Genomic DNA, 15,574 nt, shown 5'->3' with positions numbered 1-15,574 from the left:
GCACGGCGCTTCGCGTCACCGGTGCCCGCCGATCAACCGAAGGTCGAGTTGGTCGGGGGGCAACGGCCGGCCGTGGTAGTGGCCCTGGGTGACGTCGCAGCCGTACCGGCGCAGCGCCCGCAGGGTGTCCTCGTCCTCGACACCTTCCGCCACCAGCGACGCACCCAGGCTGTGCGCGAGCTCCACCGTCGAACGTACGATCGCGACCGACCGAGGGTCGCTCGCGAGGCGCGCGACGAAGACCCGGTCGAGTTTGAGCTCGTCTACGGTCAGGTCCTGCAGGTACGCCAGGGAAGACCAGCCGGTGCCGTAGTCGTCGATCGACAGTCCGATTCCCAGTCCCTGCAGCGCTTCGACCACCCTCCTGGCGCGGATGTAATCGGTCATCAGGACGCTTTCGGTGATCTCGAGGATCAGCGTGTCGGCGGGTAACCGAAGGTCGTCCAGGAGTCGGTTGATCTCGGCGACCAGGTCGACGTCGAGGAGATTGGTGACCGACAGATTCACTGCGACGGTCAGTGATATCCCGCGATCGAGCCAGCTCCGCGCCTGACCCAGCGCAAGCTCGAGCACCCTCGTCGTCAGTGGCCGCATCAGTCCGGACTGTTCGGCCTGAGGAAGGAACTCGTCGGGCAGGAGTAGGCCGCGGAGCGGATGCTCCCACCGGACGAGCGCCTCGACGCCGTGCACTCGGCCGTCGGAGGCGCTGACCTTGGGTTGGTAGTAGCACGTGAGCTCGCCATCGGTGATCGCCGTGCGCAACTCCTCGACGGTCTGCCGCTCCTCGATGCTGCGCTGGTATTCGGTGGCGTCGTACACGGCGATCGTGCGGCGGGAGCCCTTCGCGCGATACACCGCCACTCCCGCGCATTGCAGCAGGTCCTGGGGATTGGTGCAGTGCTGGGGGCAGAGGGCGATCCCGATGCACGCCTCGATACGCACCGTGACCTCGTCGAGGTCGAACGGCTCGCGAAATGCCTCGAGAAGACGGCCCGCCAACGCCCGGGCTCCTGCGAGATCGGTCCCTACAGGCAGCAGGACCGCGAACGTGTCTCCGTCGAGGCGTGCCGGAAGATCGCCCGGTCCCACCGACCGCGACAACCGGTCCGCCACCTGGCACAGCAATTGATCGCCCACGTAACGTCCGAACGAGTCGTTGATCTCCTTGAAGCGGACCACATCCATCAGCAGCAGACCCGGACCCGGACTGTTGTGGTCCCCGGCCGGCTGCGCCGCCTGGTCGTCGTACGCGGCCGTCAGCGCGGCCGCGATCGCCCGCCGGTTGGCCAGGTTCGTGAGGTCGTCGGTGATCGCCTCGCGGTGACTGTCGGCCAGGACGACGACTTGCCGGAACGTCACCGCGAACCGGGCCGCGACCGCGACCAGGCTGAGCGCTGCCAGCATGACCGCGAGCCTCGGCAGGCGCGCATCGTGATCGATCACCAGCAGCCCGACCGCGGCGGCGGTGCACGCCAGCGGGGGAACCCAGATGACCGGTCCCGGTCGCTGACCCGTTTTCCGTCGGCCCGGAGCCCGCCAGCTCGCCACGGCTACGAGCATCACCGCGACGTGCGGGAGCACATCGACCCACATATCCATGTCATGACCGGCGGCACTTCGGAGCAGGTACACGGTGTCGGCCACCGCGAACAGCACGAACCCCGCGGCCAGCAGCACCCACCGCTGCTCGGCGCGCCACCCCAGCACCGCGAGCGCCCCGATTGTGAGTGCCAGCAGCAGCACATCTCCCACCGGATAGGCCAACCCGACGATCACCGTGGCGGGCGATCCGTCGGCCACCGAGTCGATCGGGCCGAATGCGAGGGCGGCCGCCAGTGCCGCCAGCGTCAACGCTGCGGTGACCGCGTCAAACCAGATCTCGGTCGGCACCCGCCGCACCCGTGCGCGCAGCAGCACCACCAACCCGGCGTACACGAGTGGGTAGAACGCCAACTTCAGTGGATCGGCCACCGAGGGCGACTGGCCGTCAGGCACCCACGACGTCGCCAGGACATCACCCACACCCCAGCTCGTCATCCCCAGCGCGATCAGCGCCCACGCCCTCTTCTCGGTCGGCACCCACCATGCACGAGCAGAGACGAGAAGCGCGGCAGACAGAGCCAGTGCGTCGTAGAGCACCTCGAGCAGCACCATCCAACCTGCTTGATCCTCCGACCCGATCGAGATCCCCAGCAGGGCCACTCCGATCAGCAGGATCCCGAGCCTGACGGTGACGCCACACCGCAACGGGTCGGACGGTGCCACCCAGTTCGCCCGGGCCGGCCGTGACAGGTGGTGCGACGTCGTCGACCCCGGCACGCTGTCGCTTCCGGATACGGCCAGGGGGCGCGCGTGCCGCGGTGTGTGTGCGGCTTCTCCGGGTCTGGTGACGACGAGGCGGTCTGTCGGGCGGTCGACGTCGGTCAGCGCCTCGATCTCGTCGGCGTCCGCCCGGTCCGGGATGTAACTGCGCAGGCAGCCGCCACCGCAGCGCTTCGCCGCATACATCGCGAGGTCGGCTTGTTTGAGCAGGCTCTCGGTCGTCGCGTCGGGGACCTCCGACGTGGCGATGGTAAGCCCGATGCTGGGACGGATGGAAAGGACGACACCGTCGATGATGAACGGCGGGGTGAATGCCTCGAGTACCCGGTCCGCGGCCGACAGTGCATCCTCGACGCTCCCTTCGACCAGTGCCGCGAACTCGTCACCACCGAGCCGGGCCACGGTGTCGGCGCTCCGCATGCAGCCGGTGAGCCGTTCGGCGACGCGGATCAACAACTCGTCGCCGGCGGGGTGGCCGAGGCTGTCGTTGACAGTCTTGAAATCGTCGAGATCCATGCACAGCACGACAATCGGTGTCGGTTCCCGGCGCCGACGCTGTACGGCCTGGTCGAGCCGGTCGAGAAACAACGCGCGGTTCGCCAGTCCGGTCAGCCGGTCGCGAAAGGCTTGCCGGGCCACGGTGAGCAAGAGCCGTCGGTTCTCGGCCAGCACGATGAACTGCCGCGCGAGCAGGGCGACCACCAGGACGATGATCACAGCGGGAATCGGGCCGGAACCCAGACCGGGCAGCTCCCGCTGCAGGCCGACCGCAGCAGCGAGCACCAACGGGAGGTACGGCAACCACAACCGTGTCCGAGACGGAATCTGCACCGGAACCGGTTCGCGCGACGGCTCGCGCGTACTCGACAGCGCCGCCAGCCCGAATGCGGCGAAGGCGGCGACCCAGCCCAGGTCGATCACACTTCCGGAGTGATACGTGCCCATTGCGGTGATGTACGTGAATGCGCTGGCGGACAGCGCCATCAGGATGATCCCGATACACAGCAACCCGAGGGTCAGACGTTGCCCGGACCGCGCCCGGGCCAGCACCACGATCGCCATCGTCGCGGTCACCACGTCCGCGACAGGGTAGGCGAGGGACAACACGAGGGCGAGCGGTGTGTCGCTTCCCGCGCGGTACACGCTGCCCAGCACGCTGACCCACGACACCACGAACAGTGAACCGGCCACGATGATTCCGTCCAGAATCAACCGGGTGCGGGACTGTCCGCCGTCACCCGCCGGGAACAGCAACAGCGCCGCGCCTGCACCGACCGGAAACAGCAGGAAAGCCGCGTCCGCCGGCGAGGGGAACGGGACCTCCTCGAGCCCTTGCCACACCTCGTAGTAGCACCAGATGGCTTCGCCCACCGACCAGGCCGCCAGCCCACCCGCCAGCGCCAGCCAACTGCGGCGGCTACCGCCCCGTCCTCTCCAGGCCGCCCACCCGGCGCACCCGGTCGCGAGGAGAGCGAACACCAGCAAGCCCACGTCGACGACCACCGTGGTCGCAAAAGCTCGATCCCACCCTCGCCACAGAGCCGGCGCAAACAGCAACGCCGGTACGGTAATCATCACCAGGATCAGCCACAGGGCATCGCGCAGCCGGACCGCCGTTACACCCGACGACGTCTCCACGCGTTCGGCTGTCCGACGTTCCATCGTCACCACCCGAACTGCCGTCTGCCGCAACTGCGCATACACCGTTCATGCGTATGTGAATTCAAAGTTTTGATAACACTATTTTTACACGATGCATGTACTGTAATACAGCCCTATACATACTTGAAGTATGTTATGCCGTCGCACAGTGAGACGGCAGCGCGAATGGAGCTTTCAACGCGTTCAGTGCGTCGCACGGTACATCTATCCCGGCAATCGCCCGAGGGACGTGGAACCATCCGGACGAATTGTGTGCGCGGTCAGCGGCCGACGAGTTTCCCGATCAACCGCGGGAACGGCCGCCGGAACTTCGGACAGTCGCACATCGCACAGGACGTGCCCTTGCGGTAGTGCTCGTGAGCGGCGAATGTGTGGCCGCAACGGCACTCGGAGTTCGACACGGCCATGTCGTCGATTCTATTCACACGTGAAATTCGCCGGTCTCCGGCGTCACTGGGAGAACCTCACCCAGTCCACCAGCATGGTGGTGGGAAAGCGTGTGGACGGAGTGACCGGACCGGGCCAGTTTCCGCCGACGGCCACATCGAGCAGCAGGTATGCGGGGGCGTCGAACACCCAGCGTTCCTCGGGTCGGAGGTCCGCGGTGGTGACGGTGCCGACGATGTTCCCGTCGATCCCCACCGAGATGCGTCCGGGTGCCTTGATCAGCGCGTAGTCGTGGAAACCTGCGTTGAGGTTCGCGCCGATCGAGCCGTCCGTCGAGCGCTCCCAGTGGCCGCCGCTGACGGTGGGGCCGTGTACTCCCGCGTGGTACCGCGAACCATCCCCGATCACTTCGAGGATGTCGATCTCGCCGCAGGCGGGCCACCCGACACTGTTGATGTTGGTCCCGAGCGTCCAGAACGCCGAATGGATTCCCGGGCCGGACGGCACCTGTATCCGTGCCTCGATCACGCCGTACGTGAAGTCGAACTTTCCGCGGGTCACGAGCCGCGCCGAGGTGAACCCGCCACCGTTTCTGCGCGCCTCGACCACGAGGCGGCCGCTGCCGTCGAGTCGCGAATTCTGCCTGGAATCGGTGTACACCTGTTTCTCGTTGTTGCCCCACCCGCCGCCGCCGAGGTCGTACCCCCAGAATTGTGGATTGGGTGCAGCATTTGCGGGTCCGTCGAATTCGTCGCTGCCGATCACGGTGTACCCGGGGTAGGCGGTCCGGGCACCTCCGGCGACGGGAACGGCGACGGCCACAGCTGGGGTGAGGGACAGCGCGCACAGCGCCACCGAGCACGTCAACGCCATGTCGAACATGGCCGAGCGCATCCGCTGCATGTGCCGATGCTAAGCGCCCGCCGCGACCGTTCGCGACCGAATACGCCAGGTAGCCGTTACCTCCTCGGGCCGGTGTACCGGAAAATGGTGCTGTCGACGTCCTGCGCGGACACGGACCAGTCGGGGCTGGACCGCAATTGGTCTTCGAAGTTGTCGACGGATCCGTCCAGTAGATAACCGTAGTAGCGGATGGCGGCAGTGCCCTGAGTGTTGAACACGAGATACGTGTCGCCTTCCCGTTTCGCCGCATCCGCGGTGAGCATCTCGATCTGGCCGCCGTGCGGGAAACCCTCCAGCAAGGCGGGTGGCAAGGCCAGCAGGGGTTGATCGAAATCCTTGTCGACGACGGCGAACTTGATGTAGTCGGCGCTGACCCGAGTGGGAAGACCCGCGGGATAGATGGACATGATCATCGCCGGTGGCTGTTCGTTCGCGAGGATGTCCTCTGCGAACGTCACCTGGGACTGATAGCCGACGACCAGCGACCACAGCCCGTAATAGCCCTGCAGGCCCGCGAATGTCACGTACGCCAGTCCACTCGCGAGTCCGACGGGGACGACTCGGCGGAGCAATCCGGACCGGAACCTGATCGTGAGCGCGTCCACGAAAATCGGAGCGATGAGGATCGCGCAGCCGGGCACGGCGTAGAGGTAGACCCGGAAGATCGCCTCACCGCCGTAGCTCTGGCCCGCCAGGAGCGCGAACGAACTGAACGCCATGACGGTCGCGATCCAGGCGGGACGCTTGCTCCGCCAGAGGAGGATCGCGCAGACCACGGCGAGCAGGATGATGCCCGCGGACAGGGAACGGCACACGGCGGAGGTGAAGATCTTCCCGAACGTGCCGACCGCGGTCACGTTGCTGGCGGCGTTGTCGACCGGGTTGAAACCGGACAACAGCCCGTACGGTGCCACGATGTCGAGCCGGGGCACGAGATAGGCGACGAGGATCGCGAAGTAGGGCACGGGAAGCCACCACGGTCGGATCTTCCGCGTCACCGTCAGGGCCGCCGTCACTCCGAACAGCCAGTAGGGGGTCAGCTGGTGGGTGGGTACCAGGGCAGCGAATACGAGGATCGACAGGTATGCCGCGGATCGGTGCTCTGTTGACACGACGAGCAGCGCCACCACACCCAGCGCCATGACGAGTGCGATGGCCTGCGGCGAGAAGTAGTCCTGCCCGACCCAGTTGGCGAGTTCCGCCACCATCGCAGCTGTCAGTGCCACCCGCATGTCGAACCCGAGGAGCCGGGCGATCGCGGCGATCACGATCGCCAGCAACACGTGGATCACCGGCGCGAACCAGTGGGCGATGGACATCATGTCCGCCGACGTGATGTCACCGAACCACGCGAACGCGGTGAAGAAGCCCGGCCACTCACCGTAGATGTCGACGCCCTTGGGCGGCAGTGTCTGGAACTGCTGGATGTAGTCGACCACGCCGAGGTGCTTGTACGTCCAACCGTAGATGGGCACGTCGGTGACGAGTGTCGGGGTGAGCCGTTCCACCACGATCACACCGAGCACAGCCGTGGCCGCTGTTCCGACAGCCTTTGTGCGGAGAGCCCAGACGAACGCGCCGAGCATCATCAGCGCGCACACCACCAGCCCGGGCCCGCTTCCGACGAACAGCAGACCGAACTGTGAGTACTCGGTGGTGCCGAGCCCGAAGAGCACGGCCACCCACAGAGCCAGTGTCACTGCGACGAGGATCAGGGGTCGATTACGGCGGGCGTCGTGCGCCCATTGCGCCAGGCGAAACCGCGTCTGCCGCAGGGTGACCACGCGAACCGGGCCGGCGCCGGTGTCGTGCCACCGATGCCGTAGCGCGGACGCGACGACGGCCAGGACCATCACCAGCAGCAGACCGGTGGCGGGCCAGCGGTAGAACCAGGCCAGGACTGTGGTGGCGGCAGTGACCACGGACAGTCCGAGGACGGGGACGGCCGCGACCGACGCGGCGACCGGTATCCGCAACCACGTCACGATCGCGAGACCCGGGCCGCTCAGCACGAACACCGTCAGCAGCACGGCGCTGACCGGTGACGGAAGCGGGGCAAGGGATGTCAGTCCCGCGACCGCCGACGCCAGGGCAGCGACGTCGTAGTACCGGGACCGCTCCGGAGTTCGCGTGTCGAGGCGCTCCGCCGTGAGGAGATCACTCATCGGTCACCCTCACCCAGTCGACGAGCATCGTGGCCGGAAACGTCGTGCCGGCTCCGACTTCGCCGGGCCACCGTCCGCCGACCGCGACGTTCAGCAACAGGGAGAACGGCTTGTCGAACACCCATTCCTGCCCCGGATCCAGGTCCGTGCGCGAGAACTCGCCCGTCACGGCGTCGTCGATGCCGAACGTGATCCGGTCCGGCGACCGCTCCACCCAGTAGTCGTGAAAATCGTCCGACACGTCCTCGCTGCCTTCGGCATTCAGAGCCCAAGGTGTTCCGTCGGCGGACGGTCCGTGCAGCGCGCTGTGGTAGAACGACGCGTCGTTGATCGTCTCGATCACGTCGATCTCCCCCGATTGCGGCCAGCCCACCCGGTTGACGTCCGTGCCCAGCAACCAGAACGCCGGGTGCAGGCCCTGCCCCTTCGGCAGCTTGATGCGGGCCTCGGCACGTCCGTACTGGAAGGCGAAGCGGTCGAGGGTGACCAGCCGTGCCGACGTGTAGCCGGATCCGTCGCGGCGGGCTTCGATGACGAGGTTGCCCTCGCCGTCGAGCCGGGAATTGGCGGGATCGTCCGTGTAGACCTGCGCCTCGTCGTTTCCCCAGCCTCCTCCCCCGACTGCGTGCCCCCAGTAGCGGGAGTCGGGCGACGTTCCGGCGGCCCCGACGAAATCGTCGAACATGAGCACGTTCTCGCCCTTCCCGGATGCCTGCGCGACATCGTTCGACGCGTACCACCCGGTGGCGCCGACGCAGGCGAGCGCGAGGAACACCGCGGCCGACGACACGGCACGGGCTCTGCGTGGACGGTTCAGCTGTCTATGCACCGGCTTTGTCTCCGACCCGGACGGCAGCCGAACGTCGAACGGACTGCAACTGTGTCACGAGGTGGACGCACACGACGAAGCCGAGGATCGCCGAGTACGCCGCGACCCTTTCGATGCCGCCGACACCGAGACCGAGGTCCCAGGAGTACGTGAAACAGAAGTATCCGACCAGTCCGAGCACCCCCAGCGCGACGGCGACGTACGTGGCCGGCCCCGACATCTGCGGCCAGACGGTGAGTGCCGTCGTCAGCGTGAAGAGACTGCCGAAGATGAGAAACAGCGTCGCGCCGAGCGAATGAATTTCCCAGTGCGTGTTCGACGGCGCGAGACCGACGACCGCTCCGCCGATTCCAGCCACCACGAGGAACACCACCGGGACGAGTGGGAGCACCCGCTCGGCTCGGTACCAGAGGACGGCGGCAACCACATACGCGATACCGGCCACGACGAACGCTGCGTCCATCAACAGCGACGTCCTGCTGCACGGCGCGGTGCCGTCGGTGCCGCAGAACGGAACACCGAGGTCGCTGATGAAGTTGGTCGAGTAGCTGTAGTGACCGCGCCAGGTTCCGGCGACGAGGAATTCGACGACGAAGAACTGCAGCGCGGCGACGGTGAGGTACAGCGGGGTTCGCTTCGATGTCTCCAGGACGTGTGAGGGCATGGCTAGACAATCCTTCGAGACAGGAGAGACAGTGGGTCGCACAGGGCGTCCGCGAGCGCATCGCGGACGAGTTCGGGGTCGAACACGTTGTCGTGCAGGGACGCCGACACGTCGAGTTCGCGACCGCGGCGCACCGAGGTGAAGACGATCGACGCCGGATCGGCCGGCTCGCTCAGTGCGGTGACAATCCGCCGGCCGGGCTCGTCGGTCCAGTCGAGATCGGCCAGCAGCGCGGCCTCCCCCATGTCGGAGTACACGAGCCTCGCCCGGGGCGTCGCCGCGACGTGCGCGGTCTCGGCGTGCGCCGTGCCGGCACGCATGCGCCTGCGGAACTTGGCGACGCTGAATGCGAGCGAGGCGAGCGGCCTGCCCGACGCGGTGGCCTGCGCGATCGCCGCACTCATCTCGGCGGCATCACCCGGGTCGGACAGCGCGAGCCGCACTCCGGCAGCGAAATTTCCGTTCACCGTCGCACCGTCCGGGAGATAACGGCGACAGTCGAAGAGGACGTCGACCTTGTCGTCGACCGTCAGACCACGACTGCGCATCGCCCGCGCGACTGCCGTGAACAGCAACGACGACACCGACGCACCCGGCAGTTCCCGATCCCGCCAGCGACGGAGTTCCGCGGTGGTGCCGGACACGGCGGACTCGACCACCGCCGTGGGTGACCTGCGCCAGGGCACGGTCTCGACGGGACCGGCGTCGAGTGTGATGGGGGGCCGGGGTTCGAGGAGCTGAGCGACACGGGCGGGGGACGTCGCGAAGGCCCGGGTCAGGGCGCGTGCGAGCGGCAGTGCGCTGTCGCGTGTCCGGGCCCATTCGGGGACCGGCGTTCCGGTGCGTCCGCCGGCGACAGCACGGACGAGTGCCAGTGCGAGCCGTCCGTCACCGAGTCCGTGCGAGATGTCAAGGAGGAGAAAGTCACCCGCGACCGCGACGTTCAGCGGGTGCGCGGATGCACCGGCGCGTGCCAGCCGGGCCAGCAGCCGAGGCACCTCCTCCCGGGTGCACGGCCCGAATTGCCGGACGTTCCCGAGGAAGTCCTGCGGTCGGTGCTCCCACCGGCGTGACTCGGTGGTCGGGACGAGCCCGATCGGGGTGTGATGTCCACCGGCGTGCGCGAGCACGGTCAGCGTGTCCCGGATCTCGCCGATGCCCGGCAGGCGGACGGGACCGATCGCGGTGATCATGCGACTGCCGCTGCGCATCAGGTCGCGGGAACTCGCTCTATGCATCGACATCGGATACCTGCCACATCGGTTGCTGGTTCGCGCTCTTCTTCGCCAGCCACCGCTCCCACTTGGCGCGGTTCTGGAGTCGGCGGAGCCAGGAGATGAGCGGTCCGGCGAGGATCACGGCGGTGAGTGTCTCGGCGGCGAGATACGCCCAGCCCACCCCCGCGACGCCGACAGACGCGCTGAAGACCAGGCTGCCGACGATGATCACCACCGTGGCCAGGCACTGGGTGAAGACGGCGAGGGTCAGTCGGCGGTACACCCGCGCGAGACCGTCGTAGACGGCGCCGATGACGGCGAGGGGCACGAACACTGCGGCGAGATGGAGCAGAGGTGTTCCCTCCGCCCGGTATTCCGCACCGATGAATCCGAGCGCCAACGGCGCGACGAAGGCCAGACCGAACCCGCCCACCACCGCGATCACGGCGATGGTGCGGACGAACCGGCGGGACAGGCTGACGATCTTGTCCGGATGCGCGGCGGCTTCGGCCACGAACGGGCCCACCATGAGGTTCACCATGATGTAGAGGGCGCTGACGATCGACCACGTCACCGCGAAGTACGCATTCGCCGCGGTACCGACCCGGGTGACGACGATCAGCGGGACGACGAGCGGGGCAATGGCCCCCAGCGCCGAAATGCCGTACGAGGAACCGAAGTACACCCCGAGCTCCTTGTTCGAGGGCAGCGCCGGTGCCTGCCGGTATCGCGGGTCGGACCGGATGCGCAGCCCCATCGACGTCAGCAGGACCACCACGGCGATCGCCGCGGTGACTCCCCAGGAGGCGACGATGGCGAGCGCCGAACCCGATGCCGCGAGCACCACGACCGCCAGCAGTTTGGCCAGCGCGTGGAAGACGTTCTTCGACGCCGCCCAGCGGGCGACGCCCAGACCGGAAACGGTCTGGTCCTGTAGCGCGAAGAGCGCGAGGACTACGACGAACAGCGGATAGATCGCAATTTCCAATTTGTTCTCGAACAGCGTGTCCCGCGGGCCGAAGACGATGAGGCCCACAGCCGACACGAGGGCCAGTGTCGCCACGGCGGCGAAACCCTTGATCAGCAACGGTCCCGCACGATGACCGGCCACCGGCAGAAAGCGCTCGAACATCGAGCCGAGACTGAGATTCGACAGCGTCGACAGCATGATCGCCGTCGAGATGAGCGCAGACGCCACCCCCACCTGGTCGGCGGGGAACAACCGCGCCGACGCGCCCCAGAAGGCGAGGCCGAGGACACCGGTGACCACACTCGACAGCATCAGTGCCATCGAGTTGAGCTGCAGATTCCGCCCGGCGGAGCGCGTGGGCTGCTCGGCGCGATGTCTGGCATGTAGTTGCGACTGCGTCGCTGTCGGGGCTCCCATGGTTATCCGACCAACGCCGGCCGGGAATCGTCACGGGCGCCGTCGACACGGTCCACGGTCAGTTCACCGAGCGCAGTGGCGAGGACGTCCCGGAGGACCCTGTCCCGCAAGGCGGTGCTGTACAGCGAGTGGTCGCCGGTCGGATACGTGACCAGGCGTCCGTTCCAGCCGGCACGTCGCAGCCGGCGAAGGCTGCGCTCGCCGTGGTTCTCGACGAATGCGGCGTAGTCGACCGGTGAGAGGAGGACGGTGGTGTGCACGCCGCGCTTGTTGAGCGGAGCGAGCATGACTTCCGGCACCTGCAGCAGGCCTGCCCGGCCCAGCAATAACCAGCCGCGGTAGGGCAAGCACACCCGCAGGTATTTCTTCGCCGTCGCCGCGTGCCGGTGCAGCAGCGCGAGCGCTGCACCCTTCAGGGATTTCTTGTCCGCGTCCATCGTGGACTGCTTCACGAACGCCTTCCGCGTGATGGTCCAGTCCGCCATGTTGACCAGGACCACTGCCCGGACGGGACGCCGGATGGCGGCGTAGCTCGAATTCCACGCCCCCGAGCACATCCCGGCGAGCACAACCGATTCGGGCTGCGCACCACTGGCGGAGATGATGTCGACGGCGTCGTTCCGGGATTCGTCCGTGTAGAGGGTCGTGCTTTCGCCGTGCTGCACCAGGCCGGTGTCGCCGGTGCCGCGACGATCGAAGCGGACGCTGACGATCCCGTGGGCCGCCAGCTCGCGCGCGGTCTCGGCCCACAGCCGGACCGGTCCCACACGGTGCTCGTTGGCGGTGCCGTGGAAGATCACCGTCGGTACCGCAGCGTCGGGCCTCGCACCCCGCGCGGGCGCGATGGACGTGCGGATCGTGAAGAGTTCGGACGCTCCGGCGAACTCCAGCGTCTCGACGACCTGCCTGCCGTCGACGGTGCGATCCACCACGGCGGTGGGGCGGAGATCGAGTGCGGCACCGGTGTGGTGGTCGCCGAAGGATGCGGACATCCATGCGGCGATCCGGTCGGCGTCGCCGAACGGAAGCCGGACCACGAAGTCCGCCGGCTCGAGGAACGATTCGTAGTCGTGGACAGTGAACGTCTCGGCGTTCCAGGCGGCGACAGCTTCACGAGTCCCGACGGAATCGACCTCGCTCTCGCGCAATGCCATCAGGACCTTCGCGCCGGACGGCGGGTTCGCCGCGCGCAGGGTCATCGGCGACAGGGCCGACGCCGCGGCCGGTGCGAGCACGGCACCGATGAGCGTGACCCGCGGATCGTCCGTGCCCTCGGGACCGACCACCATCTGGTGCAGCGCGGTCTGCTTGCGCAGGTAGGCGCGGCCACGAACCACCGGATCCCACAAGGTCACGGCCCGCACCGGACCGCACGCCGCGGCAACCTGAGCGGCGAGGAGTGCGCCGACCCGGAGGCCGACCAACCCGATGTCCGTGATGCCGCAGCTGCGGACATACTCGACCGCTCGCCGGATGCTGTCGAGCCATCCGGCGACCGCGTCGGAATCGTCCTGGGCGCCCGGCGAATCACCGGTGCCGCGGTAGTCCAACCGCAACACCAGCAACCCTCGGGCGCGCAGTTGCTGCGCGAGATACACCATTGCTCGGTACGAGTCGACCTGTTCCTTGCCGATCGGCGGGCAGAGGACGACGGCACCGCGGCAGCGGCCGTCGGCAGGACGATCGACGACGCCGAACAGCGGTGCGTCGTCCGGTCCGAACCAGGTGGCGAACCGGGTGCCGTCGGCACGACCGGCGAGCGGCTCGGTGCCTACGCGATCAGGATGGGCCGTCATGAGTCACCCCTCTCATCGGCGCCGGATCCCGGCCCTCGACTCGGGCCTTCAGATAGGCGAACGGTCCGCGTGCGATGGACCGGAGCTCGGTGGCTCCGATCCCCTCGGGAAGGTGGCCGGCGAGACGGTCCGGAGGCGTGGCGACGTGGGACATCTTCCGCGACAGACGAAGAAACGTGGGCGCCTGCCGCACCGCGATACGCACCGCGAGCCACGCGGTGCGTGGATCGACGGCGATCTTGGCCAGCCAGGCGCCGAGTCCGAGTCCGTAGCCGCGCGCCTGGACGGCGAGCGCCTCGTTGTCCGCGCGGTGCCGATGCCACACGACCGCCCCGGGTCGGTACGCCAGTTGCCGCCCGGAGTGCAGCACGCGGAAGAACATGTCGAGGTCTTCGCCGCCGTCGGTGGGGGCTCCCGCCCCGAGTGCCTCGTCGAAACCGCCGAGCGCGTACACGGCCTGCCGGTCGACGGCGAAATTCGCGCCGGTGCCGTAGATCCCGACCTGGAAGGGGAAGAGCGGCACGTCGGCGGGTGGGTGCGCGAGGTCGAACAACCGTGGGACACAGGAACTCGCCCACCCCACCCGCTGATCGAAGTACGCCTGCGCGGGTGTGCGGATCTCACCGCTCGGGACGATCCCGCACACGCACGCCACCGCGTTCCCTGCACCGAAGCCGGCCACGAGTTCGGTGAGCCAGTGCGGGTCGACCACGACGTCGTCGTCGGTGAACGCGATGATCTCGGTGTTCGCCGCGCGGACTCCCGCATTGCGCGCCCGGGACAGTCCGGGCCGGGGCTCGGTCACGACGCGCACGCGGGGATCACCGAGTTCGGCGACATACCGCTGGGTGGCATCCGTGCGGGATGCGTTGTCGACCACGATCACCTCGTAGCCGGGATGGTCGAGCGACAGGATCGATTGCAGGGCGACCTTCAGGCTGTCGACCCGGTCGCGGGTACACACCACGACGGTGACGGACGGGCCGGATGCTTCGGTGTCGACGACGCTGTCGGCCACTGCCACCGGCACGAGCCCGTCCAGTGCGTGCCGCAGTGCGGCGGTCTCGAGCCTGCCGTCCTCGATGTCCACCTCGACGAATCCCACCAGGGTGCGATCTTCTCGTACGAGCAGCCGGGCGCGCCGATAACCCTCGGCTCGGCCCAGCCGGTATTCGGTGTCTTCCCGGACAGGTCCACGAAGTTCGCCGACCCAGACGGCGCCGTCCCACGTCGGCGCGTGATCGCTTTCGAGAGCCGGCACCAGGTCGATCCTGCGATCGAGTGTCCCGGTCATGCCGTCACCCGCTTGGATCGCAGACCGACGAGGCCTCGGGCGTATCCGGCTGCGGTCGCCGTGAACCCCGCGATCACGGCACCCGCTCGGGACAGTCCGCCGTGCCGCGGGGACGTGATCCCCGTGACGACGGCTCGTGGCAGGACACGGGCCGTGTACGCCCGTTCGCTGCTGAGCGCGTCGCCGGCCCCGACGAGATCGGACACCAGCGCCTTCGACACGCCCTCGTGGAAGCAGCGCGAGAGGAAGTAGCGGAACGTGGTGCGGTCGTCGCTGACGCGGTGCACCACCTTCATCGCGGGGTCGAACAGCAACCGTGCGGTGGGCTGGTGAGTTCGGATCCGGATGCAGAGTTCGGTCTCCTCGCACCCGACCGGCGTCTTCCCGACCCTGCCGATTCCGTCGCTGAACCCGTCGACTGCGTCGAAGACCGTGCGCCGCAGAGACATGTTGCAGCCGATGAAGTTCCGCACCGGTTCGATGCGCGTCGGCTGGCCGACGTAGCTGCAGCCGACCACCCAGTCGAACTCGGCGGGCATCCACACGGGGCGGGCGGCGGGCCACGCCGGGCTCGCGAATCCGCCGACACCGAGCACGTCGGGATCGGAGTAGTGGGCGGCGGACACGCGGTACCAGTCGGGTTCGGCGCGGGCGTCGTCGTCGAGGAACGCGATCATGTCGCCCCTCGACGCGCGGACGCCGGTGTTCCGGGCGCCGGACAGGCCCCTCGACTCGGAGTTGCGGAGCACGGTCACACGAGATTCCGCTGCGAAGTGCCGTTCGGCACGGGAGAACAACTCTTCCGAATGATCGATCACCAGCAGCACCTCGAGGACCGGCACGCTCTGGGTGAGCACCGAATCGACCGCGGCGCACAGGTCGCTCCACCGTTCGGTGGTGTAGGCGCAGATGACGACGGAGCAGGATACGAGCGTGGACACCGTCATG

General features: G+C 67.8%; 11 protein-coding genes. All 11 read right to left on the bottom strand.

The window, feature by feature from the left end; all coding sequences use genetic code 11:
- Positions 1–15: 15 nt before the first annotated feature.
- Positions 16–3,984, bottom strand: coding sequence for a bifunctional diguanylate cyclase/phosphodiesterase (locus I1A62_RS39135; protein ID WP_219457630.1), 3,969 nt, complete (start codon positions 3,982–3,984; stop codon positions 16–18).
- A gap of 260 nt (positions 3,985–4,244) precedes the next feature.
- Positions 4,245–4,391, bottom strand: a complete 147-nt coding sequence (locus tag I1A62_RS39130; protein ID WP_192581690.1) for a hypothetical protein — start codon at positions 4,389–4,391, stop codon at positions 4,245–4,247.
- A 43-nt stretch (positions 4,392–4,434) separates the two neighbouring features.
- Complete coding sequence (locus tag I1A62_RS39125) at positions 4,435–5,274, bottom strand: glycoside hydrolase family 16 protein (protein WP_219457629.1); 840 nt, start codon at positions 5,272–5,274, stop codon at positions 4,435–4,437.
- Positions 5,275–5,330: 56 nt separating this feature from the next.
- On the bottom strand, positions 5,331–7,439 hold the full coding sequence (locus I1A62_RS39120; RefSeq protein ID WP_219457628.1) for a hypothetical protein: 2,109 nt from the start codon (positions 7,437–7,439) through the stop codon (positions 5,331–5,333).
- On the bottom strand, positions 7,432–8,229 hold the full coding sequence (locus I1A62_RS39115) for a glycoside hydrolase family 16 protein (protein ID WP_218269401.1): 798 nt from the start codon (positions 8,227–8,229) through the stop codon (positions 7,432–7,434). Before I1A62_RS39115 ends, I1A62_RS39120 begins: the two co-directional genes overlap by 8 nt.
- Positions 8,230–8,260: 31 nt before the next feature.
- A complete protein-coding gene (locus I1A62_RS39110) occupies positions 8,261–8,932 on the bottom strand; it encodes a DUF998 domain-containing protein (RefSeq protein ID WP_124389344.1) in 672 nt (223 codons plus the stop codon).
- 2 nt (positions 8,933–8,934) lie between these two features.
- Positions 8,935–10,176, bottom strand: a complete 1,242-nt coding sequence (locus I1A62_RS39105; RefSeq protein WP_219457627.1) for a hypothetical protein — start codon at positions 10,174–10,176, stop codon at positions 8,935–8,937.
- On the bottom strand, positions 10,163–11,536 hold the full coding sequence (locus I1A62_RS39100) for a lipopolysaccharide biosynthesis protein (protein ID WP_219457626.1): 1,374 nt from the start codon (positions 11,534–11,536) through the stop codon (positions 10,163–10,165). The genes I1A62_RS39105 and I1A62_RS39100 overlap by 14 nt, the downstream gene beginning before the upstream one ends.
- Positions 11,537–11,538: 2 nt before the next feature.
- On the bottom strand, positions 11,539–13,332 hold the full coding sequence (locus I1A62_RS39095; protein WP_219457625.1) for a serine aminopeptidase domain-containing protein: 1,794 nt from the start codon (positions 13,330–13,332) through the stop codon (positions 11,539–11,541).
- Positions 13,316–14,626 carry a glycosyltransferase gene (locus I1A62_RS39090; protein ID WP_219457624.1) on the bottom strand — a complete coding sequence of 437 codons (1,311 nt, stop codon included), beginning with the start codon at positions 14,624–14,626 and terminating at the stop codon, positions 13,316–13,318. Before I1A62_RS39090 ends, I1A62_RS39095 begins: the two co-directional genes overlap by 17 nt.
- The gene (locus I1A62_RS39085; protein WP_219457623.1) at positions 14,623–15,573 is read right to left on the bottom strand and encodes a glycosyltransferase family 2 protein; all 951 of its coding nucleotides are present in this window, start codon (positions 15,571–15,573) and stop codon (positions 14,623–14,625) included. The genes I1A62_RS39090 and I1A62_RS39085 overlap by 4 nt, the downstream gene beginning before the upstream one ends.
- Position 15,574: the final 1 nt, after the last annotated feature.

Origin of the sequence: Rhodococcus sp. USK10, assembly GCF_019378875.1 — a bacterium.
GTDB lineage: Bacteria > Actinomycetota > Actinomycetes > Mycobacteriales > Mycobacteriaceae > Rhodococcus_F > Rhodococcus_F pseudokoreensis.
This window is presented reverse-complemented; position numbering and strand designations above follow the sequence as displayed.